26 protein-coding genes are annotated in these 25,034 nt (G+C 42.9%); 7 read left to right on the top strand and 19 right to left on the bottom strand.

Going from position 1 to position 25,034, the window contains the following annotated elements; genetic code table 11:
- Positions 1 to 161: 161 nt before the first annotated feature.
- Positions 162 to 992, top strand: a complete 831-nt coding sequence (gene fdhD / locus C5470_RS07930; RefSeq protein ID WP_166287505.1) for a formate dehydrogenase accessory sulfurtransferase FdhD — start codon at positions 162 to 164, stop codon at positions 990 to 992.
- On the opposite strand, the gene C5470_RS07925 is transcribed toward fdhD, so the two are convergent.
- Positions 989 to 1,663 carry a transferase gene (locus C5470_RS07925; RefSeq protein ID WP_339916187.1) on the bottom strand — a complete coding sequence of 225 codons (675 nt, stop codon included), beginning with the start codon at positions 1,661 to 1,663 and terminating at the stop codon, positions 989 to 991. The genes fdhD and C5470_RS07925 overlap by 4 nt on opposite strands.
- A gap of 433 nt (positions 1,664 to 2,096) precedes the next feature.
- On the opposite strand from C5470_RS07925, the gene C5470_RS07920 reads away from it, so the two are divergent.
- Positions 2,097 to 2,615, top strand: a complete 519-nt coding sequence (locus C5470_RS07920) for a hypothetical protein (protein ID WP_166287501.1) — start codon at positions 2,097 to 2,099, stop codon at positions 2,613 to 2,615.
- Positions 2,616 to 2,702: 87 nt separating this feature from the next.
- Here C5470_RS07920 and C5470_RS07915 read toward each other — a convergent pair whose 3' ends face one another.
- From C5470_RS07915 to rpmH, 7 genes are all read right to left on the bottom strand, one after another.
- Complete coding sequence (locus tag C5470_RS07915; RefSeq protein WP_166287498.1) at positions 2,703 to 4,022, bottom strand: type II toxin-antitoxin system HipA family toxin; 1,320 nt, start codon at positions 4,020 to 4,022, stop codon at positions 2,703 to 2,705.
- Entirely contained in the window at positions 4,022 to 4,303 is a 282-nt protein-coding gene (locus C5470_RS07910; protein WP_036845356.1) for a helix-turn-helix domain-containing protein, read from the bottom strand. The genes C5470_RS07915 and C5470_RS07910 overlap by 1 nt, the downstream gene beginning before the upstream one ends.
- A gap of 99 nt (positions 4,304 to 4,402) precedes the next feature.
- Entirely contained in the window at positions 4,403 to 5,767 is a 1,365-nt protein-coding gene (gene mnmE / locus C5470_RS07905) for a tRNA uridine-5-carboxymethylaminomethyl(34) synthesis GTPase MnmE (RefSeq protein ID WP_166287495.1), read from the bottom strand.
- A 99-nt stretch (positions 5,768 to 5,866) separates the two neighbouring features.
- Entirely contained in the window at positions 5,867 to 7,507 is a 1,641-nt protein-coding gene (gene yidC / locus C5470_RS07900; RefSeq protein WP_036845353.1) for a membrane protein insertase YidC, read from the bottom strand.
- 2 nt (positions 7,508 to 7,509) lie between these two features.
- Entirely contained in the window at positions 7,510 to 7,770 is a 261-nt protein-coding gene (gene yidD / locus C5470_RS07895) for a membrane protein insertion efficiency factor YidD (protein ID WP_036845351.1), read from the bottom strand.
- A complete protein-coding gene (gene rnpA / locus C5470_RS07890; RefSeq protein WP_071992963.1) occupies positions 7,734 to 8,093 on the bottom strand; it encodes a ribonuclease P protein component in 360 nt (119 codons plus the stop codon). Before rnpA ends, yidD begins: the two co-directional genes overlap by 37 nt.
- Before the next feature lie 16 nt (positions 8,094 to 8,109).
- A complete protein-coding gene (gene rpmH / locus C5470_RS07885) occupies positions 8,110 to 8,250 on the bottom strand; it encodes a 50S ribosomal protein L34 (protein WP_036845347.1) in 141 nt (46 codons plus the stop codon).
- Positions 8,251 to 8,942: 692 nt separating this feature from the next.
- On the opposite strand from rpmH, the gene dnaA reads away from it, so the two are divergent.
- The 5 genes from dnaA to C5470_RS07860 all read left to right on the top strand — a co-directional run bounded on the left by dnaA (position 8,943) and on the right by C5470_RS07860 (position 15,601).
- Entirely contained in the window at positions 8,943 to 10,331 is a 1,389-nt protein-coding gene (dnaA, locus tag C5470_RS07880) for a chromosomal replication initiator protein DnaA (RefSeq protein ID WP_036845344.1), read from the top strand.
- 4 nt (positions 10,332 to 10,335) lie between these two features.
- Positions 10,336 to 11,436, top strand: coding sequence for a DNA polymerase III subunit beta (gene dnaN, locus C5470_RS07875; protein WP_152964063.1), 1,101 nt, complete (start codon positions 10,336 to 10,338; stop codon positions 11,434 to 11,436).
- Between the two features lie 21 nt (positions 11,437 to 11,457).
- Positions 11,458 to 12,549 (top strand): DNA replication/repair protein RecF, encoded by a 1,092-nt coding sequence (recF, locus tag C5470_RS07870; RefSeq protein ID WP_152964064.1) that lies wholly within the window; start codon positions 11,458 to 11,460, stop codon positions 12,547 to 12,549.
- 19 nt (positions 12,550 to 12,568) lie between these two features.
- Entirely contained in the window at positions 12,569 to 14,983 is a 2,415-nt protein-coding gene (gyrB, locus tag C5470_RS07865) for a DNA topoisomerase (ATP-hydrolyzing) subunit B (RefSeq protein ID WP_166287492.1), read from the top strand.
- Between the two features lie 138 nt (positions 14,984 to 15,121).
- Entirely contained in the window at positions 15,122 to 15,601 is a 480-nt protein-coding gene (locus C5470_RS07860) for an Hcp family type VI secretion system effector (RefSeq protein WP_166287489.1), read from the top strand.
- Positions 15,602 to 16,418: 817 nt separating this feature from the next.
- On the opposite strand, the gene C5470_RS07855 is transcribed toward C5470_RS07860, so the two are convergent.
- The 11 genes from C5470_RS07855 to C5470_RS07805 all read right to left on the bottom strand — a co-directional run bounded on the left by C5470_RS07855 (position 16,419) and on the right by C5470_RS07805 (position 25,018).
- Entirely contained in the window at positions 16,419 to 16,730 is a 312-nt protein-coding gene (locus C5470_RS07855; RefSeq protein ID WP_166287486.1) for a hypothetical protein, read from the bottom strand.
- Positions 16,730 to 17,488: a DUF4225 domain-containing protein gene (locus C5470_RS07850; protein ID WP_166287483.1), complete on the bottom strand. Its 759-nt coding sequence runs from the start codon at positions 17,486 to 17,488 to the stop codon at positions 16,730 to 16,732. Before C5470_RS07850 ends, C5470_RS07855 begins: the two co-directional genes overlap by 1 nt.
- A 175-nt stretch (positions 17,489 to 17,663) precedes the next feature.
- Positions 17,664 to 18,770 carry an aspartate-semialdehyde dehydrogenase gene (asd, locus tag C5470_RS07845; protein WP_166287480.1) on the bottom strand — a complete coding sequence of 369 codons (1,107 nt, stop codon included), beginning with the start codon at positions 18,768 to 18,770 and terminating at the stop codon, positions 17,664 to 17,666.
- 290 nt (positions 18,771 to 19,060) lie between these two features.
- Positions 19,061 to 19,282 (bottom strand): ogr/Delta-like zinc finger family protein, encoded by a 222-nt coding sequence (locus C5470_RS07840; RefSeq protein WP_036845321.1) that lies wholly within the window; start codon positions 19,280 to 19,282, stop codon positions 19,061 to 19,063.
- Positions 19,283 to 19,356: 74 nt separating this feature from the next.
- Positions 19,357 to 20,442, bottom strand: a complete 1,086-nt coding sequence (locus C5470_RS07835; protein ID WP_036845319.1) for a phage late control D family protein — start codon at positions 20,440 to 20,442, stop codon at positions 19,357 to 19,359.
- Complete coding sequence (locus C5470_RS07830; RefSeq protein WP_036845316.1) at positions 20,439 to 20,903, bottom strand: phage tail protein; 465 nt, start codon at positions 20,901 to 20,903, stop codon at positions 20,439 to 20,441. The genes C5470_RS07835 and C5470_RS07830 overlap by 4 nt, the downstream gene beginning before the upstream one ends.
- A gap of 2 nt (positions 20,904 to 20,905) precedes the next feature.
- Complete coding sequence (locus C5470_RS07825; protein ID WP_207626926.1) at positions 20,906 to 22,843, bottom strand: phage tail tape measure protein; 1,938 nt, start codon at positions 22,841 to 22,843, stop codon at positions 20,906 to 20,908.
- Positions 22,836 to 22,955, bottom strand: a complete 120-nt coding sequence (locus C5470_RS07820; protein WP_021325003.1) for a GpE family phage tail protein — start codon at positions 22,953 to 22,955, stop codon at positions 22,836 to 22,838. The genes C5470_RS07825 and C5470_RS07820 overlap by 8 nt, the downstream gene beginning before the upstream one ends.
- 14 nt (positions 22,956 to 22,969) lie before the next feature.
- Positions 22,970 to 23,287: a phage tail assembly protein gene (locus tag C5470_RS07815; RefSeq protein WP_166287474.1), complete on the bottom strand. Its 318-nt coding sequence runs from the start codon at positions 23,285 to 23,287 to the stop codon at positions 22,970 to 22,972.
- Between the two features lie 26 nt (positions 23,288 to 23,313).
- Positions 23,314 to 23,829 (bottom strand): phage major tail tube protein, encoded by a 516-nt coding sequence (locus tag C5470_RS07810; RefSeq protein WP_166287471.1) that lies wholly within the window; start codon positions 23,827 to 23,829, stop codon positions 23,314 to 23,316.
- Positions 23,830 to 23,839: 10 nt separating this feature from the next.
- Complete coding sequence (locus tag C5470_RS07805; protein ID WP_166287466.1) at positions 23,840 to 25,018, bottom strand: phage tail sheath protein; 1,179 nt, start codon at positions 25,016 to 25,018, stop codon at positions 23,840 to 23,842.
- Positions 25,019 to 25,034 lie beyond the last annotated feature (16 nt).

Genomic DNA, 25,034 nt, shown 5'->3' with positions numbered 1-25,034 from the left:
CATTGTCTTAAACAACCATCCATTCCCTCACGGGAAAAATCTTGAATGTGTTCTCTATTATTAATCACTTTCCGTAGCGTGATCAGATTCATTGTCTGACAAAGAGTATAGACTCTTTTTTCCACATTATTATGTAGCAACACTATTAGGTAATTTATTTAATGCATAACACAAGATCAGGGAAGTTGTTGCAATTTGATGTGATTGAAGGTGCAAAACAAACGAATGTGCAACAAAAGTATCAGCTCAATACACTCAAAGCCGATTGGGTTGCAGAAGAAATTCCTGTGGCTTTGGTCTACAACGGTATCTCACATGTTGTGATGATGGCCAGTCCCAAAGATCTCGAATATTTCGCTATTGGGTTCTCACTGTCTGAAGGCATTATTGAATCTCAACAAGAAATTCGGGGCGTTGATATTCTCGTCAATTGTCGTGGCGGAATTGAGCTGCAAATAGAGCTTTCCAGCCGCCGCTTTGCTGGGTTAAAAGAGCGCAGGCGCAATATGGCAGGACGGACGGGGTGCGGGATCTGCGGTACAGAACAACTTTCTGATATTTTTCGTCCAATTATCCCACTGCCTTTCACTCAAACCTTTTCATTAAGCCATCTTGATTATGCCCTTTCCCAATTGATTCATGTTCAGGATATTGGCGCACTGACCGGTTGTACTCATGCGGCAAGTTGGATCAGTCCAAAAGGTGAGTTATTGGGGGGGTGCGAAGATGTAGGCCGTCACGTTGCGTTGGACAAGATGTTGGGAATGAAAGCAAAAACAGGCTGGCAGCAAGGTGCTACTCTGGTATCCAGCCGCGCCAGCTATGAAATGGTACAAAAATCTGCCACCTGTGGTGTTGAAATTCTGTTTGCCGTTTCAGCAGCAACTTCACTGGCTGTAGAAGTCGCTGATCGATGTAATCTGACACTGGCTGGCTTTTGCAAGCCCGGCAGGGCGACGGTTTATACTCATCCTGAGCGGTTAATAGATTAAGCATTCAGGCTGTAAAACATCCATAAATTGGGCTCAATGTAATAGCCTGTTTGTTGTTGTACATTCACTACCAACGACACTAAACCACCAGGAATAACATACTGACCACTTTGCGGGAATTTCATGCCTGTCCATTCCTGCCATTTTTCAAGCGTAGCATCGATATACATTGAGCGCATGGCAGGTTGAATAATCCTCGCTCCCAGCCGCCAGTGTGCCCGAATCCATGGATCAAAAGGTTCATTGTTATCATTTTTCCATTCACAGTATTGTGAGAAATCCTGTAATGGGTAGTTCTTCTTCAACGTTGGTCTGACAGGAACAACCAATCCTTTCAACCCGACTTTAATCGCCACTTGCTTTAAACCACCAATAAGCAATGCCGGTAAATTCTTACCCCGAAATTCAGGAGATACCGTTACTGATAATGCCGACAACATTTTCGTCCCCGTCTTTCCACGGGCAAGCATACCTCGGCGTAAAACTTCATCCCAGCCACTATCCGGCAGTTGTTCCAATGAACCTCCTTCCCAAGGGAAAGGCACTGAATTAGCAACACCAATTAACCGCTGTTTTTCCCCTTGCTGTAAAATAGCAAATTGTTGAAAATGGCTAAAGTCTGGCTTAAATAGTTCGTCCCAATACTCATCTCCCATTGGAGAATTCTGCATAAACATAAGGCCAGTTATGATAAATAATCTCATCAGCGGCATCTTTTAAATCAGGTCGTTGTGCTGCGGACTGAATAATAATTTGTGCTTTCAAAGTACGATTTCCAGTAAATATAATCTGTAAGGCTGATAAAAAAATCATTAGTTGACAGTTAAACAGAACAGCAATAACCTCATGACCTGGCAATGGATAAGCCGGGTGTTATTAAGGTAATAACTATTAACAATTTAGAATTTTTTATACTTATAATGAATTAAAAGTGAAGAGATAATGAAAACTCACTTCAATTGAATTCATAACAACAAAAAATAATATATTAACATGGGACTAACTACAACAACTTATTATTCAACAAATCAAACAACATCAATTTAGTTATATAACTAACTCATGTATGTTAATATTACACTAAACCAACCCAATGATAATTAAATGAAATTTATATTTTTAACGGATATCCATGGAATTTCAGAACACGCAAAATTAATTGCGGAACGTTTAAGTGGTGATGTATCATTCATTTCCCCTTACGAAAAAGAAAATGAAACTCCAAATAATCAAGAGGCGATGTACGAATATTTCCATAACGTTTCATCAATAGATAAATACACATGCAAAGTAAGGGATACCCTTACATATATCAACACTCCAGTGATACTGGTTGGATTCAGTATCGGCGCGACAGTAGCCTGGCGACTTTCTAATGATAGAAATTTACCCGTTCAGCATTTTATTTGCATCTTTGGTTCACGTATCCGCGATTACCTGGATGTGAAATCAGTAAAACCTACGTCGTTGTTTTTCTCCAACGATGAAAAATACTTTATCGACCAGCTAAAATGCTCCGACAGAATAACCGTAGAGTTGGTAGATTGCGCACACTCAGAAATATCAAAACCCAATGGTTGTAACATTGCCACTGGGTTAATAAACAAAGCATTGGGACGTTAATGTTCTCTTATCCCCCAGAATGATATTCTTTGGGGGATAATTATTTCTGTGCTTCATCTACAGTAGACAATATTGATGACGAGAATGTTAATCCCATCCAATTACCAGACGTTTAGCTCTGACTTGCAGTCCTCCCAATATCGAGTCACTGATATGGGCAGGGAAATCTGCTGGCAACTGGTTTTTGACATCCATGATAACTGTATCAACAGTCTCAGCATACTCAATAAGAATTCTTGCCATAGCATCCTTATCAAACCCAACAGCCTTGGCTGTTTGAAAGAAATGTCTTGGAAATATCTGTTCTATTTTGTACTTCTTACCTTTTGTCCCCGTTAGCCCCATTGCCAATTTGGCATCTCGGGGATGAAGCCCTCTGCCTCCGAATACAGGATACATGGAAAGGATGTCATAAAAAGGCGTTAGCCGATAACTCCCCTCAGCCTCGATAAATAGTGAAAAGTTTTTTGCATGGCCGTCTGTCGCAGCCAATAACCAAAACAACACCTGAGCCTTCATAAACACATAACGGTCAAATTGAGCATTAACCGAGCCCAAGAGGTAGGACATGATCTCGGTAATCCCTGGACCACCATGGCTCTCATATTTTTTCACTGAAGGCACGTTCAAGGTTTGACAAAAGTCTTCCTGAGGCAGCCGCATAATCCAACTGTTGTCAGATGAATACCTGCGATCAAATCGTTCTACTGCCAGTGCTTTTATCCCTCCCACTTTCATCATTAAACAGTGAGGAGCAGACAGCCCAAACTCCCTCGCAATCAACATGCATAGATATTCATTTTCCACACTGTCAGACATATCAATGGAGTATGAATGACTCTCAATTTTGCCGATGGGAAGTTTGATGATGTGTGTTGTCGGCGTGGCATTTAACGGTAAATACCAATGTCCATCAATATCTAAAAGCGCTGTTTTTTCCTGTGCGCCAGCAATGGATATGCGAAAATCTTCCTCGCCTTCGATCATCCCCAATGGCGCATCATCCTGATAGCCGGTCAGCACTTTCTCCAGTTCCGTCTCAGACAAGGGCTTGTATTCAATCTTCTTGATATCATTGGCGGGAGTGCCTTGTTGTACCAGTTGCAAAGCCCCAACACTGTCTTGGCCCACTTTAGCCAGCAGATCAAAAGGTTGTGTTGATTCTGCATTGTACCTGGCAACGATTCGTCTTCTGACTTCCGGGTTATCCGGCAGCAAATTATCGAAAAAGTTATATACCTCGTCACCTTGGTAGGCCTGGTGGCGCAGCGGCATAGACAGTGAAATGGGACGGCTGCCTGGTAATTTAAGCCAAGCCACATCATATTTGAAGTGATGGGCACCGGTATTGGTTTTAGTGAATACTCCAACTCGGTAGCCGTTCATGTAGACATCCAACGCTGCCATTACCACTCCTCTTTCCACACTCGGTCTGACACTGTGCGGTCATCTTCCACTGACGAATTTATCTCAGTAGAGTTTCTTGGCCGGATATCGAGTTCTAAATTCAACGCCGACAGAATCTTAAAGAAGGTCTCCAACTTGGTAGAATCTGGGTGCTGCTCAAAGCTTGATACTGTGTCCTGACGAATACCCACTTTGCTTGCCACTTTACCTTGGGAAAGCTTTTGAGTGCGCCTGACATCTTTTAAATATGCACTGAGCTGTTTCGAGTTAGTTACTTTCATATCAGGATCAACCAATTTGAGCAGTTAACCTCATTGTCACACGCTATAGCAGGTAAATCAAATTTTACACGCTAAAACCGTTAAACTAATTTTACCCATTCACTTCCCAATACAAAAACTCGAAAAAATCCTGCCCAACAGATCATCAGAAGTAAACTCACCGGTGATCTCGCTCAATGCCTGTTGTGCCAAACGTAGCTCTTCCGCCAGCAATTCACCTGAGCGAACAACCACAAGCTGTTCATGGCCTTGTTGCAGATGCTCTGCCGCCGTATTTAATGCCTGTAAATGGCGACGGCGAGCCAAAAAGCCACCTTCCGTATTGCTGTTGAAACCCATCGTTTCTTTCAGATGATCGCGCAGTAAATCTATTCCTTCACCACTACGGGCAGAAAGACGGATTAGTGAGTAACCACTTACTTTAGTAATATCCACCTTTTCATCGGTCATATCCGTTTTATTACGAACGACGGTGATAGGAAGTGATTCAGGCAGACGAGCCATAAATTCAGGCCAGATTTCCACCGGTTCAACCGCATCGGTTGTCGTACTGTCCACCATAAACAGTACGCGATCAGCCTGTTCAATTTCCTGCCATGCCCGCTCAATACCAATACGTTCCACTTCGTCACTGGCTTCACGCAGCCCCGCAGTATCAATGATGTGTAACGGCATACCGTCAATATGGATATGTTCACGCAGCACATCGCGGGTTGTACCTGCAATATCTGTCACAATCGCCGCTTCACGGCCTGCCAGTGCATTAAGCAGACTGGATTTCCCTGCATTAGGGCGACCAGCGATAACCACTTTCATCCCTTCACGCAAAAGGCTACCCTGACGAGCCTGAGAACGTACACGCTCAAGTTCAACCATCACTTTATCCAGATTGGCTTCGATTTTTCCATCAGAAAGAAAGTCGATCTCTTCATCTGGAAAATCAATAGCGGCTTCCACATAGATTCGCAAGTGAGTAAGTGCTTCCACCATCTGATGAATCTGAGCAGAAAAGGCACCCTGTAAGGAATTCATCGCTGAACGGGCAGCCTGCTCCGAACTGGCATCAATCAGGTCAGCAATGGCCTCCGCCTGAGCCAAATCCAGTTTGTCATTAAGAAAAGCACGTTCAGAAAATTCACCGGGATTAGCAATTCTCACACCAGGCAAAGTCAGAATACGTTTCAGCAGTAAATCGAGAATAACCGGTCCACCATGCCCTTGAAGCTCCAGTACATCTTCCCCAGTAAAGGAATTAGGACCAGGAAAATAAAGCGCAATTCCCTGATCAAGCACGCTGCCATCTGCATCACGAAATGGCAGATAATCTGCATAACGGGGTTTGGGTAATTTCCCTAATACCACCTCAGCCACTTGTACTGCTTTCTGGCCGGAAACGCGTAAAATGCCAACACCGCCCCGTCCTGGTGGGGTAGCCTGAGCGACAATCGTATCAGTGGTATTCATGGTCATCTCTCTTTTACTTTTTAGCTCAAATAGTTAAGGCGGCCAATGACCGCCTTTTCTGTTATAACTGCCAGAACGCATTCTGACTGAAGCTATATTTTATTTCGCCGGCTTTTTCTCACGGCTATGCAGACCACGTTTTTCCAGCCCACGATAAATCAACTGCTGCTGAATAATGGTCACCAGGTTGCTGACGATGTAGTACAGAACCAGACCTGACGGGAACCACAGGAAGAATATGGTAAACATGACAGGCATGTAAGTCATAATCTTCTGCTGCATCGGATCAGTGATGGTCGTCGGAGACATTTTCTGAATGACGAACATCGTCACACCCATCAGCAATGGCAGGATGTAATAAGGATCTTGTGCAGACAAATCATTGATCCAGCCAGCAAATGGCGCATGACGCAATTCAACAGAGCCCATCAGCATGTAATACAGAGCAAGGAAGATTGGCATCTGGATCAGCAAAGGCAAACAACCCCCCAATGGGTTCACTTTCTCTGCTTTATACAACGCCATCATTTCCTGGCTCATGCGCTGTTTATCATCACCAATACGCTCACGCATAGCCGCTAATTTAGGCTGCAACAGGCGCATTTTCGCCATTGAAGTATATTGCGCTTTGGTCAGCGGGTACATGATACCACGCACGATAAAGGTAATAACGATAATGGAGAAGCCCCAGTTACCGATGAAACCATGCAGGAATTTCAACAGCTTAAATAACGGCTGAGAAATAAACCACAACCAGCCATAGTCCACGGACAGATCCAGATGAGGAGCTACTGCGGCCATTTCATCTTGAATTTCCGGGCCAATCCACAGCGTAGAAGAGATCGTTTTTTCACTGTTAGCCGCAACAGAGATTGGCGCACTTTTATAACCAATCGCAGCCATCTCTTTACCTAACGCGGCAGTATAGAAGGTGCTGGTTTCATTCGCAGCGGGAACCCAAGCCGTAGCAAAATATTGCTGCAACATGGCAATCCAACCACCTTTGGTAGCGACGGATAACGGTTCACTTTCAATATCGCTAAAGCTGTATTTTTTATATTTAGTTTCGTCTGAAGAGTAAGCCGCACCACGGTAAGTATGCAATGCAAAGTTATTGCTGCCGGTATCACGATGTTTCGGCAATTCAACACTCTGTTTCAGTTGACCAAAAAAGGTCATCTGCAACGGGTTTTCTGTCGTGTTATGAATGCGGTAATCCACACTAATCGCGTATGCACCACGTTTCAAAACAAACGTTTTGACATAAGCAACACCATCTTTAGCGACGAAATTCATTGGGATTCGTAATTCATCCTGCCCATCAGCCAATACATAGCTATCCTGTGCTGCGGTATACAGCGGGCGCTCACTATTTGTCGGGTTATCCGGGCCATCTTTACCAGTCAACCCACTTTGCGCCTGATAAGTGAAAGCAGATGTTGTTTCCAGTAATTTGAATGGGTTGCTTGAACCCAGGGTATCAGGATGGGCTAACAGGTCAGCCTCTTCAATATCACCGCCACGAGTATTGATGGTCAAAGAGAGCACATCAGTTTTAACCGTGATCAGTTTACCTTTTCCACTGCCTGGCACTGCCTGATTCTCACTGCTAGGCATATCCGTTTGTTGCGTGGCCTGTACTGTAGTTGGTTGCGGATTTTTATCTGCTTCCCATGCTTGCCAGACCAAGAAAGAAACGAACAGCAAAGCGATGAGAAGAAGATTACGTTGCGAATCCATCGTTAGTGTTCTCTGTTATCGTTGTTTTTTTCAGGTGGGACAGGATCATCACCACCTTCGTGTAAAGGGTGGCATTTTAATATGCGTTTCACCGTTAACCAACCGCCTTTTATCATCCCAAACCTGCGTAGCGCCTCAATTCCATAGTGAGAGCACGTAGGATTGAAACGACAACGAGGCCCCAGCAGTGGACTTATCACTAACTGGTATCCCCGGATTAATGCAATCAGGAAGCGCGAGCCAAGCGACAGTGACGACGCCATAATTTACCCAAAGCTTCCGTTAACGCACGGTTATCAAGCTCAGCAACCCCTTTCTTAACCAATACCACAAAATCCATAGGAGGCAAATTATGTTGGTTCAAACGAAAACTTTCACGGGCCAACCGCTTAATCCGGTTACGCTCATGAGCACGTTTAACATTTTTTTTGGCTATAGTAAGACCGATGCGGGGATGCCCCAGCTCATTAAGGCGACCAAGGATAGTAATCTCTGGCGAACTTGCCCGTTGGGGTTGCTGGAAAACATACGTGAAATGCTTGGGAGTTAACAAGCGTAACTCCCTCGGAAAAGCGAGCGTAACCACTAGATGGTTAGCTTTATTACTTAGAAACGGTCAGACGAGCACGGCCTTTTGCACGACGGCGAGCCAGAACCTGACGACCATTTTTGGTGGCCATACGAGTGCGGAAGCCGTGAGAACGGTTACGCTTCAGTACGGACGGTTGGAAAGTGCGTTTCATAGCGATTTCTACCTAACTTAAAATTATTACTGATTCAGTAAACGCGTTGGCAACCAGTGAGAAGTAGACACCGATGCCTCAATCGCAACATCAATATAAAGAAGCGGGATTGTAATAAAATGTACAGCTATGAGTCAATTGACATGACACAAGCCGGCCGGCTTTTCTACTGAGTTGAATGTTTACCAACAACCTGCCCGTGCTTACACCAGAACCCCTCACCAGCGACTACTGGCAAAAAACTCTGGCATTGCACGCAGGGTGCAATATTATACGGACTGTTGAGCAAAGCGCAATGATCACCCGTTGATCTTCGTTTTCTATTATGATCATAGGCCCGATTTTGTCTTAAATATCGGCTTATCCTCGATCTTTGTTTGATATATGCCATAACCACATTAAAGCACCTTTTACAGCCTTTTATTTCACAGGCAATTTTAACCTGTGGATAAAAAGCGCTTAAACTGTGTAAAAGAATGAAGATCTATATCGTCTTTTGCGCTATGATCGCAGGCCATGATCCGGATCTTATCTGTGGATCATGGGTGAGCGATGACATTAAAAATCGCCATAAGCATGGCAATTGATCCTTCCTTAGCCCTGAAGGAATCGTTGTCTTGTACCCAATATTAATGAGCTAACCACTCCGATTTCTTTAATTGTTAATTGGCCTTGTTTTAGGGGAGTCCGCCGTGTCACTTTCGCTTTGGCAGCAATGTCTTGCCCGATTGCAGGATGAATTACCTGCCACAGAATTCAGTATGTGGATACGCCCCCTTCAGGCAGAGCTAAGTGGTAACACTCTGGCACTTTATGCCCCAAATCGGTTTGTTCTGGATTGGGTAAGAGAAAAGTATATCAACAATATCAATGGGTTGTTGAATGACTTTTGTGGGGCAGAAGTACCGTTATTACGTTTCGAAGTTGGCAATAAACCTGTTTCCCAAAACGACAGCCCACCACAGAGGGTTGTTGCTCATACACCGGTTACACCTGCACCACAGAACGCATCAGTACGTCCCAGTTGGGATAACACTGCGGTACAACCAGAGCTGTCTTATCGCTCTAATGTTAATCCCAAACATACTTTTGATAACTTTGTTGAAGGTAAATCCAACCAGCTTGCCCGCGCTGCCGCAAGACAGGTAGCCGATAACCCGGGTGGTGCCTACAATCCACTATTCCTTTATGGCGGTACAGGTTTGGGTAAAACCCACTTATTACATGCCGTAGGTAACAGTATTATGGCACGTAAGGCAAACGCCAAGGTGGTTTATATGCATTCTGAACGTTTTGTTCAGGATATGGTCAAAGCATTACAAAACAATGCAATAGAAGAGTTCAAACGCTATTACCGCTCTGTCGATGCATTACTGATCGATGATATTCAGTTTTTTGCCAATAAAGAGCGTTCTCAGGAAGAGTTCTTTCATACGTTCAACGCATTACTGGAAGGTAATCAACAGATTATTCTGACATCAGATCGCTATCCAAAAGAGATCAATGGGGTAGAAGATCGGTTAAAATCCCGTTTTGGCTGGGGGCTAACCGTTGCTATTGAACCACCGGAACTGGAGACTCGTGTCGCTATTTTGATGAAAAAAGCGGACGAAAACGAAATCCAGCTGCCGGGAGAAGTCGCTTTCTTTATAGCCAAACGCCTGCGTTCTAATGTCCGCGAGCTTGAAGGCGCATTGAACAGGGTAATAGCGAATGCCAATTTTACCGGCCGGGCGATTACTATTGATTTTGTACGTGAAGCATTACGTGACTTGTTAGCACTGCAAGAAAAACTGGTTACCATTGATAATATTCAGAAAACAGTCGCTGAGTATTATAAAATCAAGGTGGCCGATTTACTTTCCAAACGGCGCTCCCGTTCCGTTGCCCGACCAAGGCAAATGGCAATGGCGCTGGCAAAAGAGTTAACCAATCACAGCTTGCCTGAAATCGGGGATGCCTTTGGTGGACGTGACCATACAACCGTGCTGCACGCTTGTCGTAAAATCGAGCAACTGCGCGAAGAAAGTCATGACATCAAAGAGGATTTTTCTAACTTAATCAGAACATTGTCTTCCTAGCGCTATGAAATTTATCATCGAACGTGAGCAATTGTTAAAACCACTGCAACAAGTCAGTAGCCCACTGGGTGGGCGCCCTACTCTACCGATTCTGGGTAATTTATTACTACAGGTCACGGAAGGTTCTCTATTGCTGACCGGCACAGATTTAGAAATGGAAATGATGGCGCGTGTCGCGCTTTCATTGCCACATGAAGAAGGTGCAACCACTGTACCAGCACGTAAATTCTTTGATATCTGGCGCGGTTTGCCGGATGGAGCTGAAATCAGTGTGGAACTGGATGGAGACCGCCTGCTGGTACGCTCCGGCCGTAGCCGTTTTTCGCTTTCTACATTGCCCGCTGCTGATTTTCCAAATCTTGATGACTGGCAAAGTGAAGTGGAATTTTCGCTGCCACAAGCCACACTAAAACGTCTTATTGAATCGACGCAATTCTCAATGGCTCATCAGGATGTCCGCTATTACCTCAACGGTATGTTGTTTGAAACCGAAGGCGAAGAATTGCGGACAGTGGCAACGGATGGTCACCGTCTGGCAGTCTGCTCTATGGGAATTGGTCAAAATCTGCCTTCCCATTCGGTGATCGTGCCACGTAAAGGCGTTATCGAACTGATGAGATTGCTGGATGGTGGCGATACGCCGTTACAGTTACAAATCGGCAGTAACAATATTCGTGCCCACGTTGGCGACTTTATTTTCACCTCTAAACTGGTAGATGGGCGCTTCCCTGATTATCGCCGCGTATTACCGAAGAACCCAGATAAAACCTTGGAAGCCAGTTGTGATATGCTGAAACAGGCTTTTTCACGCGCGGCAATTCTCTCTAATGAGAAATTCCGCGGAGTTCGCCTCTATTTTAGTGAGAACCAGCTAAAAATCACAGCAAATAACCCCGAACAGGAAGAAGCCGAAGAGATTGTCGATGTCAGCTATCAAGGTACTGAAATGGAAATAGGCTTTAATGTCAGTTATGTTTTGGACGTACTCAACACATTAAGATGTGAAGAGGTTCGTTTACTGCTGACCGACGCTATTTCCAGTGTTCAGATAGAAGACTGTGCCAGCCACAATGCGGCTTATGTCGTGATGCCAATGCGCCTGTAACAGGATTTACATTTCAGGTATATGACTCTTACGCGTTTACTTATCCGCGATTTTCGTAATATCGCCGCCGCAGATTTGCCTCTGGCTACCGGATTTAATTTTCTGGTTGGCTCTAATGGCAGCGGCAAAACCAGTATACTGGAAGCGATTTATACTCTGGGTCACGGGCGCTCTTTTCGCAGCATTCAGGCTGGGCGAGTCATCCGTCATGACTGTGATGAATTTGTTTTACATGGACGACTAGGACAACGGAAGAATGAGCGGGAACTGTCTATCGGTTTGAGCAAAAACCGTCATGGCGATAGCAGAGTCAGAATTGATGGCAATGATGGCGGTAAAATTTCAGAACTAGCCAAGATGTTGCCTATACAGCTTATTACCCCGGAAGGATTCACCCTGTTAAATGGCGGGCCAAAGTATCGCCGGGCCTTTATTGATTGGGGTTGTTTCCACAATGAGCCACGTTTTTTTTCTGCATGGGTAAACTTGAAACGGCTGCTTAAACAACGCAATGCAGCACTGCGACAAGTTACCCGCTACAGCCAGATACGGCCCTGGGATCAAGAATTGGCACCCCTGACCAACCAGATAAACCAGTGGCGAGCTGAATACGTTACAAACATCACTCAAGATATTGCTGATACCTGTAAACAGTTCTTACCCGAATTTATATTGAGTTTCTCTTTCCAACAGGGATGGGACAAAGAGAGTGATTACGCTGAATTGCTGGAACGCCAGTTTGAGCGTGACAGAGCATTAACCTACACGGCTTCCGGCCCGCATAAGGCAGATCTGCGCATCCGTGCAGAAGGAACGCCAGTAGAAGATATGCTATCCCGCGGTCAATTAAAATTGCTGATGTGTGCACTGCGGCTAGCACAGGGTGAATATTTCACCCGACAGAGCGGACAACAATGTCTGTATCTGCTTGATGATTTTGCCTCCGAACTGGATGCCGGCCGCCGTCAGTTATTGGCCGAACGTCTAAAATCCACGCAAGCTCAGGTCTTTGTCAGTGCAATAAGTCCTGGTCAGGTCACAGATATGCTTGATGGAAATAGCAGGATGTTTCGCGTGGAAAATGGCAAAATAGAGGTTCAACCACAGGATTAAAAATGAGCGAGAAACGTTGATGTCGAATACATATGACTCCTCAAGTATCAAGGTATTAAAAGGGCTGGATGCGGTTCGTAAACGTCCGGGCATGTATATCGGTGATACAGACGATGGTACCGGCTTACACCACATGGTCTTCGAGGTTGTCGACAACGCTATCGACGAAGCCCTCGCAGGCCACTGTAGTGAAGTTATCGTCACTATCCATGCCGATAACTCTGTCTCTGTACAGGATGATGGTCGCGGTATTCCTACCGGTATACACGAAGAAGAAGGTGTTTCAGCAGCTGAAGTTATTATGACTGTGCTGCATGCGGGGGGTAAATTCGACGATAACTCTTATAAAGTTTCCGGCGGTTTGCACGGCGTAGGGGTTTCTGTTGTTAACGCCTTGTCTGAAAAGCTGGAACTGGTTATCCGCCGTGACGGCAAAGTTCATGAACAGACTTATCACCTTGGTGTGCCACAAAGCCCACTAAAAGTCGTTGGTGAAACCGAACAGACCGGTACCCGTGTCCGCTTTTGGCCGAGCATGGACACTTTCAGTAACAACACTGAATTCCAGCACGACATTCTGGCTAAACGCTTGCGTGAACTGTCCTTTCTGAACTCAGGTGTATCTATTCGCCTGCTTGATAAACGCACCAATATTGAAGACCATTTCCATTATGAAGGCGGTATTAAGGCGTTTGTCGAATTCTTAAATAAAAACAAAACACCAATCCATCCCAATGTTTTCTATTTCTCTACAGAAAAAGATGGCATAGGTGTTGAAGTCGCATTGCAATGGAACGATGGTTTCCAGGAAAATATTTACTGCTTTACCAACAACATCCCGCAACGTGATGGTGGTACTCACTTAGTTGGTTTCCGTACTGCGATGACCCGTACTCTCAATAGCTATATGGACAAAGAAGGGTACAACAAGAAATCCAAAGTCAGCGCCACCGGTGATGATGCCCGTGAAGGCTTGGTCGCAGTTATTTCCGTTAAAGTACCTGATCCAAAATTCTCTTCTCAGACCAAAGACAAACTGGTTTCTTCCGAGGTGAAAACGGCGGTTGAAACACTGATGAACGAGAAGCTGGTGGAATACCTGCTGGAAAACCCGAATGACGCTAAAACCGTCGTCGGTAAAATTATCGACGCTGCCCGCGCCCGTGAAGCAGCCCGTAAAGCACGCGAAATGACACGCCGCAAAGGGGCTCTTGATCTAGCTGGTCTGCCCGGCAAACTAGCAGATTGTCAGGAGCGTGATCCGGCACTGTCCGAACTCTACTTAGTGGAAGGGGACTCTGCGGGAGGTTCCGCAAAACAGGGGCGTAATCGTAAAAATCAGGCAATTTTGCCATTGAAAGGTAAAATCCTGAACGTTGAAAAAGCGCGTTTCGACAAAATGCTCTCTTCTCAGGAAGTCGCAACCCTGATCACTGCGCTGGGCTGCGGTATTGGCCGTGACGAATACAACCCGGACAAGCTGCGTTATCACAGTATTATCATCATGACAGATGCGGACGTCGATGGTTCTCATATCCGTACTCTGTTGCTGACTTTCTTCTATCGTCAAATGCCAGAAATCATTGAACGTGGTCATGTATTTATTGCGCAACCACCACTGTATAAAGTGAAAAAAGGCAAACAAGAACAATACATTAAAGATGATGAAGCAATGGATGAGTACCAACTGTCCATTGCATTGGATGGCGCATCACTTTACACCAACAAACACGCACCCGCCCTGAAAGGGGAACCACTGGAAAAACTGGTGACAGAATTCAATAGCGTGCAGAAAATCATTAAACGTATGGAGCGCCTGTATCCACTAAGTCTGTTGAACAATCTGATTTATCATCCAAAGCTAACTGAAGAAGAGCTGTTTGATAAAACCAAAGTTGAAGAATGGATTAAAACGCTGGTTACTCGTCTGAATGACCGTGAACAACACAGCAGCAGCTACAGCTATCGCCTCCATGAAAACCGTGAGCGCCAAATGTATGAACCCGTTCTGTGTGTTCGTACACATGGTGTTGATACTGACTATCTACTAGACTTCGATTTTGTCCACGGTGGTGAATATCACCGTATTACCAAATTGAGCGACAAACTTGCCAATTTGATCGAAGAAGACGCTTATATTGAGCGTGGTGAACGCCGCCAACCTGTCTCTGATTTTGAGCAGGCTCTGAACTGGCTAACCAAAGAATCACGTCGTGGCCTGTCCATACAGCGTTACAAAGGCCTGGGAGAAATGAACCCTGAGCAATTATGGGAAACAACCATGAACCCGGAAACCCGCCGTATGATGCGCGTGACAGTAAAAGATGCTATTGCAACTGATCAACTGTTCACAACCCTGATGGGTGATGCTGTTGAACCTCGCCGTGCATTTATTGAAGAGAATGCCCTGAAAGCGGCTAATATTGATATCTAATTGCTATTCTTGGCAATCTCTAAAGCGCTCATATTTATTCTCTATGAGCGCTTTTTTATCTGTTATTTATAACCAATAAAGTGTAATTTATCTAATGTTTCTGTAAAACATCAATTAAATATAATCTAAGGATATAATATGGCTGACATGATTTACATGACGATAAAGGGAAAGAAACAAGGATTAATATCAGCGGGATGTTCTTCTGTTGATTCTATTGGTAATAAATATCAAGCAAACCACTTTGATCAGATATTAGTTTATAGCTTAAGCCATACGATAACACGGGCTCAAAACGTCGAGCATCAACCCATTGTTATTCAAAAACCTATCGACAAATCATCACCATTACTTGGTATTGCTATTTCTGATAATGAGTCTCTTGAATGCTCTATTGATTTTTACCGAACTAACTCAAATGGTGCTCAAGAACGTTATTACAATATAAAGATCACTGGTGCCACAATCACTGAAATAAGTGTTTTACATCCACATTCATTGAATCATAATGAGCTCCCACCACAGGAAAGTATTTCGTTAAAATATACAAATATTACCTGGAATCACCTTATCGCAGGTACTGGTGGTTATAGTATTTGGGATGACAGGATTTATTAAAAGAGCAAAACAAGGCGTTTTAACTTCACGCCTTGTTTCATTAACGAACTTTTCTCGGTAGGACCAAAGCATATAAAACAGAGAATATCATACTTCCTATTTTAATCTCTTCACTATTCAAATTAATGAATTTTGATATAAAATCATGGTGCTCATTAAGACCAACAACAAATAGTTGTATATAACCAAATATAATTACGCTTTTTATCCACAATATTTTTTATAAAATAAAATGAGATAAAAACAACTAAAGACATAATGTAATAAAGAGAAATATCCCACCAAGTGGGCTTAGTGGAAATTATAACATCAATATAATCCATATTTTTCCTATCTTAATCAACAAATACTCAACAAGAATATTATGATTTTTTCAGTAATTAGATAGTTATTATAAGCTTATTCTATCCATTAACAAATTCATTTCATAAGCATCTAATCTAAAACTAATTTCAATATTTTCTTGGTAACAAGCAAGCGTATAATATAGAAAACATCACACTACCTACTATAATCACCTCACTATTTAAATTAATAAACATTGATATAATTCATTATTATTACCATTAACAAACCAACACAACCATTTGAATTTTATTGAAAAATAATTACTATTAAAATAAAAAACATAAATTACAGGGTCGAAAATAAGGAATAATCAAATTTAAATTACAGGATCAATTACAGCCTCTAACAACCCATGACACATATTATTAATAATCCAAAGAGTAACACCACCAACCGCCATTTCTGTACTTAATGTTGAAAAATACTTTTCTTTACATATAGGCTAAAATAACCATTTATAAAACAAAAATTATTTAGAATATTTCCTTGGAATCAAAAAAATATATAATATTGAAAATATAACACCACCAAATTTTATACTTTCACTTTTAAAGTTAATAAAATACGGTATATCGTATTCATATCCTGTTAAAATTAACTGAATACTAGATAATATAAGAACAGAAATAACACCAAAAACAATAAAAACATTATTGCTACTTTCTTCTACAATTCTTTTCATAATAAACAAAAGAAATAATATAAGAATAGATAAAACATAATAATATAATATATCTAGCCATGATGATTTAGTTGAAATAATAATATCAGTATAATCCATTATTCTTTTTCCTTTTGTATTTTATAAATACCCCAAGTAGTATAAGAATCAGCAGCAACTTCTGTTGATAAACTAATTATATCCATTTCTTTCCACCCTCTGGTAAAATCATTATTGATATTTCTAAATAAACTCCAGGATTTTTCCCTTGGCTTCAAGACTTTTCTAAAAACGCCATATCCTGAAAGAGCTAAATCAACAGTTGCATAAGCAATATCCGCATCTTTGTCACTTAAGCCAATTTTGTTAGCAATATACCTGTATCCTTCTCTAACACCACCATTAATATTTTCTCTGTACAGTAGATAATATCCATTTTCAACAATATTATTGTATCCATGAGACATTACTGGAACACCAAACGAAGCACATGCTAACCCCAAGGAAGCTTTACAAACTGTATACCCAGTAAGAAGTTGAGTACCACCAGCAACAAATCCAATTTGCTTTAACATAAGAGTAAAAAAACTTGATTTTTCTTTTTCCCTTTCAATTATTGCATATTGCTTTACTCTATTTGCTGTTAAATAGAAAGCTTGCTCTTTCAAGTGATCTATTTCAAATTGGATAAACTCAATTGCACCACTTGAAGATAAACAATGAACACGAACCCGTCCCAATATATCCTCTATAAAAATATTTACATCTGAATTAAAATCTATTTTGATTTTACTATGACTGATATAGCGAAAAGATAACGTTCTTGCCAACTCTCTTAATTCTCTTACTTTTAAACTCAGTAAATTATCTTGTTCCATTCCCGTCATCTCCATAAAAATGATTTACCAGGCAGATACAAATCATAAATATAATTTATGCAATATAACAAAAATAAACCAATAAAGAAACAATCAACAGAACCATCAAATGCCATATAGAGAAATCCACCCAAATAACGAGTGGATTTTTACATAAATAAATAGATTAAAATGATTAAGCCAGAATACGTAGCATACGACGCAGAGGCTCTGCTGCTCCCCACAACAATTGGTCACCTACTGTAAAAGCAGATAAATATTCTGGGCCCATATTCAGCTTACGTAAACGCCCCACAGGAGTATTCAACGTGCCTGTTACCGCTGCCGGAGTTAATTCCCGCATACTCAGCTCACGATCATTTGGGATAACCCTTACCCAGTCATTATGCGCAGCCAGTAATTGCTCAATTTCAGGAATCGGAATGTCTTTTTTCAATTTCAGAGTAAATGCTTGGCTGTGGCAACGTAAAGCGCCAATACGTACACACAAACCATCAACGGTAATAAGATTATTACCGGTATTGAGGATCTTATTGGTTTCTGCCTGCCCTTTCCACTCTTCACGACTCTGACCGTTATCAAGCTGTTTATCAATCCATGGGATCAAACTACCTGCCAGTGGTACGCCAAATTGGTCTGTTGGTAAAGAACCGCTACGAGTGAAATCTGTTACCTTTCTTTCAATATCCAAGATAGCAGATGCCGGATCTTGCAGCTCTTTTGCTACCTGAATGTGCAAAGAGCCCATTTGAAGCAGTAATTCGCGCATATGACGGGCACCGGCACCAGAAGCTGCCTGATAAGTCGCAACAGAAGCCCATTCAACCAAATCATTAACAAATAAACCGCCCAAAGACATCAGCATTAAGCTAACGGTACAATTACCACCAACAAAAGTTTTTATACCTTTATTAAAACCTTCCTGAATATGAGCATGATTGACCGGATCAAGAATAATAATGGAATCATCATTCATACGCAGCGCTGATGACGCATCAATCCAATATCCCTGCCAACCCGTTGCTCTTAACTTCGGATAAACCTCATTGGTGTAATCTCCACCTTGGCAACTAATAATAATATCCAGAGCGCTAAGAGCCTCAATATCGAAAGCATTCTGTAAGGTACCTTGTTGACCTGTAAAATCAGGTGCAATCTGCCCATGTTGTGATGTCGTGAAGAATGTAGGATGAATAATATCAAAATCCCGTTCTTCAATCATACGCTGCATTAATACTGAGCCGACCATACCACGCCAGCCGATAAAACCCACATTTTTCATCGTTATTGTCCTGTCTTGGGGAGTGTAAATCAGAGATTATAATTACACTAAAGCTGACAAAATATAACCAGAGGCGCAAGTGAATTTATTAACTATTCGCAAAATATTTAGTGACGCAGTTAATACAAAAGGGATAACAAATCCAAAACCATAAAATTTATATTCACCCCATATCTCACAGTGGAAGTGACCATTTCACTAGCCACCTATCGGTGGCAAACATCGTCAAGCGACTGTTCCCCATCCGCACTGGACGGGGTTTACAGCATTTTTTACTAATCTTCTAATCTTTAAGCTAAATCTAACTGAACCTTAGATTTTTCTTTGGGGTGTGGTTTAACACTTACCACTTCACCAGGTTTGGAAATAAAACGGACAAATGTTTCATGGCTGACGAAAGTTGCACCACAGTTTATGTTTTGACACTGGTTGTAACGTTCTTTTGTCTGACTGGAATGTTCAAAACTACTGCGTGCATGAGCAGCTTTACCACAAAGAGGACACTTGATCATATATTTTACCTTAAATGAAAAACAAACTCTCATTATGTGAACAATATAACAATCAGATCTCATTTAAAGAACAATTATTTCATATCGAGATCATCAATTTTTAATTCCAGAGCCAGCGCTGTTGTAAAACCTCCGCCAGATCCATTCATAGTGTGAGTGACAGTCGTTAGTGTCCATTCCGTATTATCTATTTCTGGCTTAAAACCAGTGACTTTTATGGGTACTTCGGGGTAAAGATCTGCACGCCCCCGAGCCAGTTGAATTGAAAATGTCGCTGTACCACGTTGCATTTTTTCCCAGACAACTTTAGCAGCGCGTTTAGCGCTGGCTTCATCAGCATAAATACGGGAAAGTTCCAGTGCATTATCCTTACTGCCAACCAAATATGATTTTGATTTGTCAGTATTTTCCTGATTTTTTCGCTTAACGGTTAAAATGTGCTTTTTTTCCGGCTTACGGGTATCCAACCAATTTGCTACCACGCCAGTATAAGCATCACGGTCAGACAGAGTAAAATTATGGCTGTCTCCTAACTGACGAGTGATAACTAATGCAGGAATAATTTGACCACTGGCTGTTTTGTTCTGTCCTTGCCGGATAAATATCAATTTGCCATTTTTTACTGAAGCAATTGCCCCTTCCTGATTTGCCAACCGGGTAAGAAAGCTACTATCAGACTCATTTGTCTGATCGATATGATTAATAAATACTTGCTCTATATCCTTATGCAAATCAGCGGTAAGTTTATTTCTGGCAGCAATAGTACGAACAATATCGCCAATCGTTTTCTCATGATAAGACTCTTCGCGTCTCATATTGAGAGATTCGCGGAAATCAGCACTGCGGGCACGGATAGTCAGTTTATCCGGCGCTCCACTGTGCTCAATTTCATCTACAGTAAAACGCCCCTTACTAATTAGTGGTTGATCGCGCCACCCCAATGCCAGAGAAATCACATTCCCTCTGGAAGGTAGCATCAAGGTTCCATCTGCATCATCCAGTTCAATATCAAGCTGATCAGCCTCAAAACCACGATTATCTGTCATCGTCAGTGACATCAAGCGCGACTGAATGCGCTCGCTGATATCTTTATTATCAATTTCCAGAAGAAATGCCGGGGTGTTGCCTTTTTCGGTAACCCGATCAAACTCAGATGTCATGGTAACACCTCACCAACTCTACCGGATAGATTGTCTGTGAGCATAGAGAACTGTCCCTGCAAATCACCAAACATTTCCCCCAGAGAGCTATCAACTCGCCGCAATGTCAAAGTAAAATCAATTTTGCGGGCAGCACCATTCGACATAAACTCCGTTTTTGTCTGGTCGATACTCTCAATCACAAACATGCCATAAATCGTGCCATTGCCATCTAAAAAAGACCATGCTTTTCCGCTATCAGCCATAACTTGTAAAACCATCAACGATAAGCGACCACCGGTAATTTCTGGATGTAATGTGCCGGAAAGTGTCATAGTGTCGTTATCCGGCCCCAGAAATTGCCAGGCAGGCCGCATTCCGATACGGCTGTTAAAAGCATGTCTCCATGACTGCTGATGTTGCAAATTCTGGTATGGCGTAGTTTTCAGCATAAAAACAAATAAACCCAGTGCAGCCATCATAATTAGAATTCCCCTCTGTCAGAGTATGAACTACGTAAACGAGCTTGCTGTTTACGTTCCCGATCATCCAGTTCGCGCCTGACCGCTGCAGCAATATCCTGCGCAGACTGCCCCGGAGCACCATAGATATTTATGTGATAGACAGGTGATTCATTACGGTACTGTATCTGTTTTTTATCCACCTTTTCCTGAATCTGTGGATAAGCATGAATAGGCAAACTCTGAATATGTAATGGTGCAGTTCTGGCCGCAGTAGAAGGCGCCATCACACTTAAAGAAAATGCAGCAGCAGCGGCAAATTTAGCCGTCTGGCGTCGACTAATGATATTAACAGGGCCTGAAACAATCTCCGGTCCATATTCACCAACAATACCGAATTTTCCAGCTGGAATAATTCTCCCCTTACCATGTTTGGGCAATACCGAACTGACATCAGAACTAATGTTATTACTCACGCCTTTTGCAGCATCGTCCCACGGCCGCATCCACTCAGGGATATAATCAGACAATGAAGTCAGTTTCTTTTTCAGCGCCTCCCATTTTTCATTAATCCCATCTAGCAAACTGTTAACTATCGCGGTTCCGAACTCTTTAAATTTATCGGGCAGACTCATTATGCCGGTAATAATTTCATTCCATTTATCTGAAATCGATATTTTAATACTTTCCAAGATATTCAATGTATTTTGTTTAACAACTTCCCAGGCATTACTTATATTAGTTTTTATATTCTCCCAAAGCTGGGAAAATTTCGGCCCCAGGGTTTTCCAGTTTTGCCAAATATAAACAGCAGCCATAGAAATCAAACCAATAATGGCAAGGATTGGGTTAGCCATCATCAGACGACCAACGATCATCATGGTGCTACCCAACATTTTCAGAGCGTTCCCCACAAATCCAAGGGCTCTCACACCAGCACTGCCAAAGAGAGTAAGACTATATTTCGCTACAGCTAACGGAAGTAATATTGAAGCGATCACTTGGGCCAATGCGCCGAAAACAGTTAGCATCCCTCCGATTACCATCGTGATAGTCGCAAGTGTTGCAGCCAGGCGTGGATTGGTCTCCATCCACTTACCAACTTTATTGACCACATGTGTTACTTGCGGAGTGGCTCCCCTTAAAGGGCCTTCTACGCCGGAAAACATCTGAACGCCCAGATCACTCCAGGCAGCATTAAGTTTTTGGATATCACCAGTGAGGCTATTCGTCATTGCCGATGCAACTTTTTGGGATTCGCCTTGGACATTCTTTAATTTAGCGATAAATGTCTGTAATCCCCCTTGTCCAGCTTGATCCACCAACACATTCAAAGCAGGAGCGGCTTTAGGAGGTTCAGCCAACCGTCCCAGCACACTGCTCAGAACCTCTCCGGCCTCACTTACTTTGATATTGGCATCACTCAGCTTTATCTGATCAGGGGAATAACCCGCAGAGGCATAAAGACTCTGCCCTTGCGCGATTTTGCTGGCATCAATTCTGGTACTTTTGCTCGACTCACGACTTTGATTGAGCAACATGGCATATTCAGGAGAATTTTTTTCAATATTAGTTTGTACCCGAATTTTGACCATTTGAGCATTAAGATCGTAACCCGGCATTAAAAAGTTTTTGCTGGTTGTCAGTATCTTAACGCCTGCCGATTTTGCATTAGCGCCATGCTGGCTAATGCGATCACGAAGATCTTTAATTTTGCTATAACGACTTCTACCGCGATTTTCTTCCTTTTTGCTACTGTCATGCGCAGTTCCCTGCGCATATTCAGGGGCAGAATAAGATTTAATCGCTTCACCAGTCTGATTTAATCGCTTGAGTTCATCACTGTTTTGCCGAATAGAATCCGCCAACTTTTTATTATTCCGTTGTACGGATTTCAAGGCGTTGGTCAGCTTATTAACAGACTGTATTACAAATTTAAGCTGTGACTGTGTATTACTCATTTTCTGCACCACTTCTTAAGATGGCCCGATGTCGCCAGTCCAGTAATTCCAGCAGTGACATTTCATTTGTTACTGCTGGAGACCAGTGGAAAACGGTGGCAATATCTGCCACCAATTCATCTACGGTTAGTCGGTTTGGAAACCGGACTTCGCCGACTTCGGTAACAAAAAATTGACCACCTCAACACTGAGATTAATCAGATCGCCAGGTGTCATTGTCAACAGGTCGCTTTTGGTTAAAGCGGGTGTGGTCACACGTGGCAAAACTAAAATCATTGAGTCCACATCCATCTCCAGCAGAGCCTGTAGCCGTGCACCACGCAGCGCACCACTGTTAGGTTTACGCACCACCACTTCAGTGATGTTGCTATTACCACGTGCAAGCGGTTCTTCTAATACGATTGTACGCTGCTCTTCGTTTTGAGTAATGAGTGTTTCTGTCATGGTTCAACCTTGTTTATCCGATTAGATTAAAGACCCATAGCGCGACGATGATCTGCCAAGCGATCTTCACCATTAACCACTTCAACCATATTGACGGTATCCACTTCGATCAGGACTTCTCCATCCCATGTCAGTTTGAAGTAGGTATTTTTAGCGCTGATTTTGGTCTGAGTGTTATCTCCCTGCTTATAAGTGCCGTGGTCAAATTTATGGAAGCGGCCACGCATCACGACTTCAACAGCAATCACATCGTTGGTATCATCGCGCTGGAAGGAGCCCGCAAAGCGCAACATTACACCATCAGCTTTAGTTAGCCCCCACTGCCGATAATGCTGAGCCTCCATACCTCCCAGAGTAAATTCAACATCCAATGCGCCTTCATCCAGACCTAAGTCCACGGTCGCGCTACCGTTCATACCACCGCCACGATAGGTTTCCAATTTACGGCTCAGTTTAGGCAGAGTAAGTTCTTCTACTATTCCCTGATAGCTATTGCCGTCATTAAACAAATTCAGGTATTTAAGTTTGCGTGGTAATGCCATCTGTTCCCCCTTAGCCGTTTATGCTTTTTGCGAAATCCATCAAATAACGATCTGTAATACGCTGGCGTAACATCATGTTTTCCAATGGTGGTACAGGTGTATAGTCATAATCGAGGGTCAATTTGCCGGCTTTCAGAGTGTCTTTATCATTGGCTTTTTCGTCATACCAGCACTTACCATCAATGATGTAACCCCCAGATTTCAATTCACGGAATTTGGCGTTAATACCTTCGATAATGTCTCGTACCAGCGATGGAGTCAGTGGTTTATCGATCGCCCACATATGTGCTTCAGCCATGGTATCAGCCAGTACCTGTGCAGTACGGGTGTAGCTTTCGAACTGGAACAATGGTTCACTAGCACTAGCGCAAGTACGAGAGCCCCAGAAACGGAAGCCGTTTTTACGGATAAGCGTAGTGATACCATTTTCGTTTAACACACCCGCGTCAGTAGCTGGATATTGAAGATCCCAGAATACATCTGCTGAAATACCGGTCACCCCATTGACGCCGACGTTGGACAACGTTTTGTGCCAACCGGTTTCTTCATCAATTTTGGCACGCAGACCCAAGGCACGGGCAGTAGCGTAGGCTGTAACCTCTTGATTGGAAATAGTATCCCAACTCAGGAAATCAGGCCAAATCAGCATCAGTTCTCGCTGACCGAAGTTTTTGCGATATTCGAGAACTTCCGGGATAGTCTTACAACCATAAGCACTGGCATAAGCCATTGCTCTCAGTGTCTTTGCGACAATTACCAATGCAGTAGTAACTTCTTTTGTATCCAGCCCAGGAACACCCAGAATACGTGGTTTCACACCTAATTGGCTTTGTGCTGCCAACAGTGCCTGTATACCTGTTTTTTTACCGTCCTTAGTAGTGGTACCAATGATATTGCTGGTGGTTTTCTCTTCTGTTTCATCTTGTTCCACACGGACAACAACAGTGACAGGTTTAGACTGATCTGCGATAGCTTTAAGTGCCTGAGGCAATGTACCGGTTTCACCGGCTTTGCCAATGGCAGTTGAAACATCAGTAATCAATACTGGGGTATTTAATGGAAAAGTTTTTTCGTCTGCTTTCGGGCCAGTACATACCATACCGACAATAGCGGTGCTAACAGTGGTGATGGTGCGTGTGCCTTCGTTAATTTCTTCTATACGGACGCCGTGGTGATAATCTTGTGCCATATTAGCGGTTCTCCTG

The organism is Photorhabdus stackebrandtii, assembly GCF_011189495.1.
GTDB lineage: Bacteria > Pseudomonadota > Gammaproteobacteria > Enterobacterales > Enterobacteriaceae > Photorhabdus > Photorhabdus khanii.
This window is presented reverse-complemented; position numbering and strand designations above follow the sequence as displayed.

Excerpts from the sequence above, each read along its gene's own strand:
- fdhD (WP_166287505.1), top strand. The coding sequence starts at position 162 with ATGCATAACACAAGATCAGGGAAGTTGTTGCAATTTGATGTGATTGAA.
- C5470_RS07925 (WP_339916187.1), bottom strand. The coding sequence starts at position 1,663 with ATGCAGAATTCTCCAATGGGAGATGAGTATTGGGACGAACTATTTAAG.
- C5470_RS07920 (WP_166287501.1), top strand. The coding sequence starts at position 2,097 with ATGAAATTTATATTTTTAACGGATATCCATGGAATTTCAGAACACGCA.
- C5470_RS07915 (WP_166287498.1), bottom strand. The coding sequence starts at position 4,022 with ATGGCAGCGTTGGATGTCTACATGAACGGCTACCGAGTTGGAGTATTC.
- C5470_RS07910 (WP_036845356.1), bottom strand. The coding sequence starts at position 4,303 with ATGAAAGTAACTAACTCGAAACAGCTCAGTGCATATTTAAAAGATGTC.
- mnmE (WP_166287495.1), bottom strand. The coding sequence starts at position 5,767 with ATGAATACCACTGATACGATTGTCGCTCAGGCTACCCCACCAGGACGG.
- yidC (WP_036845353.1), bottom strand. The coding sequence starts at position 7,507 with ATGGATTCGCAACGTAATCTTCTTCTCATCGCTTTGCTGTTCGTTTCT.
- yidD (WP_036845351.1), bottom strand. The coding sequence starts at position 7,770 with ATGGCGTCGTCACTGTCGCTTGGCTCGCGCTTCCTGATTGCATTAATC.
- rpmH (WP_036845347.1), bottom strand. The coding sequence starts at position 8,250 with ATGAAACGCACTTTCCAACCGTCCGTACTGAAGCGTAACCGTTCTCAC.
- dnaN (WP_152964063.1), top strand. The coding sequence starts at position 10,336 with ATGAAATTTATCATCGAACGTGAGCAATTGTTAAAACCACTGCAACAA.
- recF (WP_152964064.1), top strand. The coding sequence starts at position 11,458 with ATGACTCTTACGCGTTTACTTATCCGCGATTTTCGTAATATCGCCGCC.
- gyrB (WP_166287492.1), top strand. The coding sequence starts at position 12,569 with ATGTCGAATACATATGACTCCTCAAGTATCAAGGTATTAAAAGGGCTG.
- C5470_RS07860 (WP_166287489.1), top strand. The coding sequence starts at position 15,122 with ATGGCTGACATGATTTACATGACGATAAAGGGAAAGAAACAAGGATTA.
- C5470_RS07855 (WP_166287486.1), bottom strand. The coding sequence starts at position 16,730 with ATGGATTATACTGATATTATTATTTCAACTAAATCATCATGGCTAGAT.
- C5470_RS07850 (WP_166287483.1), bottom strand. The coding sequence starts at position 17,488 with ATGGAACAAGATAATTTACTGAGTTTAAAAGTAAGAGAATTAAGAGAG.
- asd (WP_166287480.1), bottom strand. The coding sequence starts at position 18,770 with ATGAAAAATGTGGGTTTTATCGGCTGGCGTGGTATGGTCGGCTCAGTA.
- C5470_RS07840 (WP_036845321.1), bottom strand. The coding sequence starts at position 19,282 with ATGATCAAGTGTCCTCTTTGTGGTAAAGCTGCTCATGCACGCAGTAGT.
- C5470_RS07835 (WP_036845319.1), bottom strand. The coding sequence starts at position 20,442 with ATGACATCTGAGTTTGATCGGGTTACCGAAAAAGGCAACACCCCGGCA.
- C5470_RS07830 (WP_036845316.1), bottom strand. The coding sequence starts at position 20,903 with ATGATGGCTGCACTGGGTTTATTTGTTTTTATGCTGAAAACTACGCCA.
- C5470_RS07825 (WP_207626926.1), bottom strand. The coding sequence starts at position 22,843 with ATGAGTAATACACAGTCACAGCTTAAATTTGTAATACAGTCTGTTAAT.
- C5470_RS07815 (WP_166287474.1), bottom strand. The coding sequence starts at position 23,287 with ATGACAGAAACACTCATTACTCAAAACGAAGAGCAGCGTACAATCGTA.
- C5470_RS07810 (WP_166287471.1), bottom strand. The coding sequence starts at position 23,829 with ATGGCATTACCACGCAAACTTAAATACCTGAATTTGTTTAATGACGGC.
- C5470_RS07805 (WP_166287466.1), bottom strand. The coding sequence starts at position 25,018 with ATGGCACAAGATTATCACCACGGCGTCCGTATAGAAGAAATTAACGAA.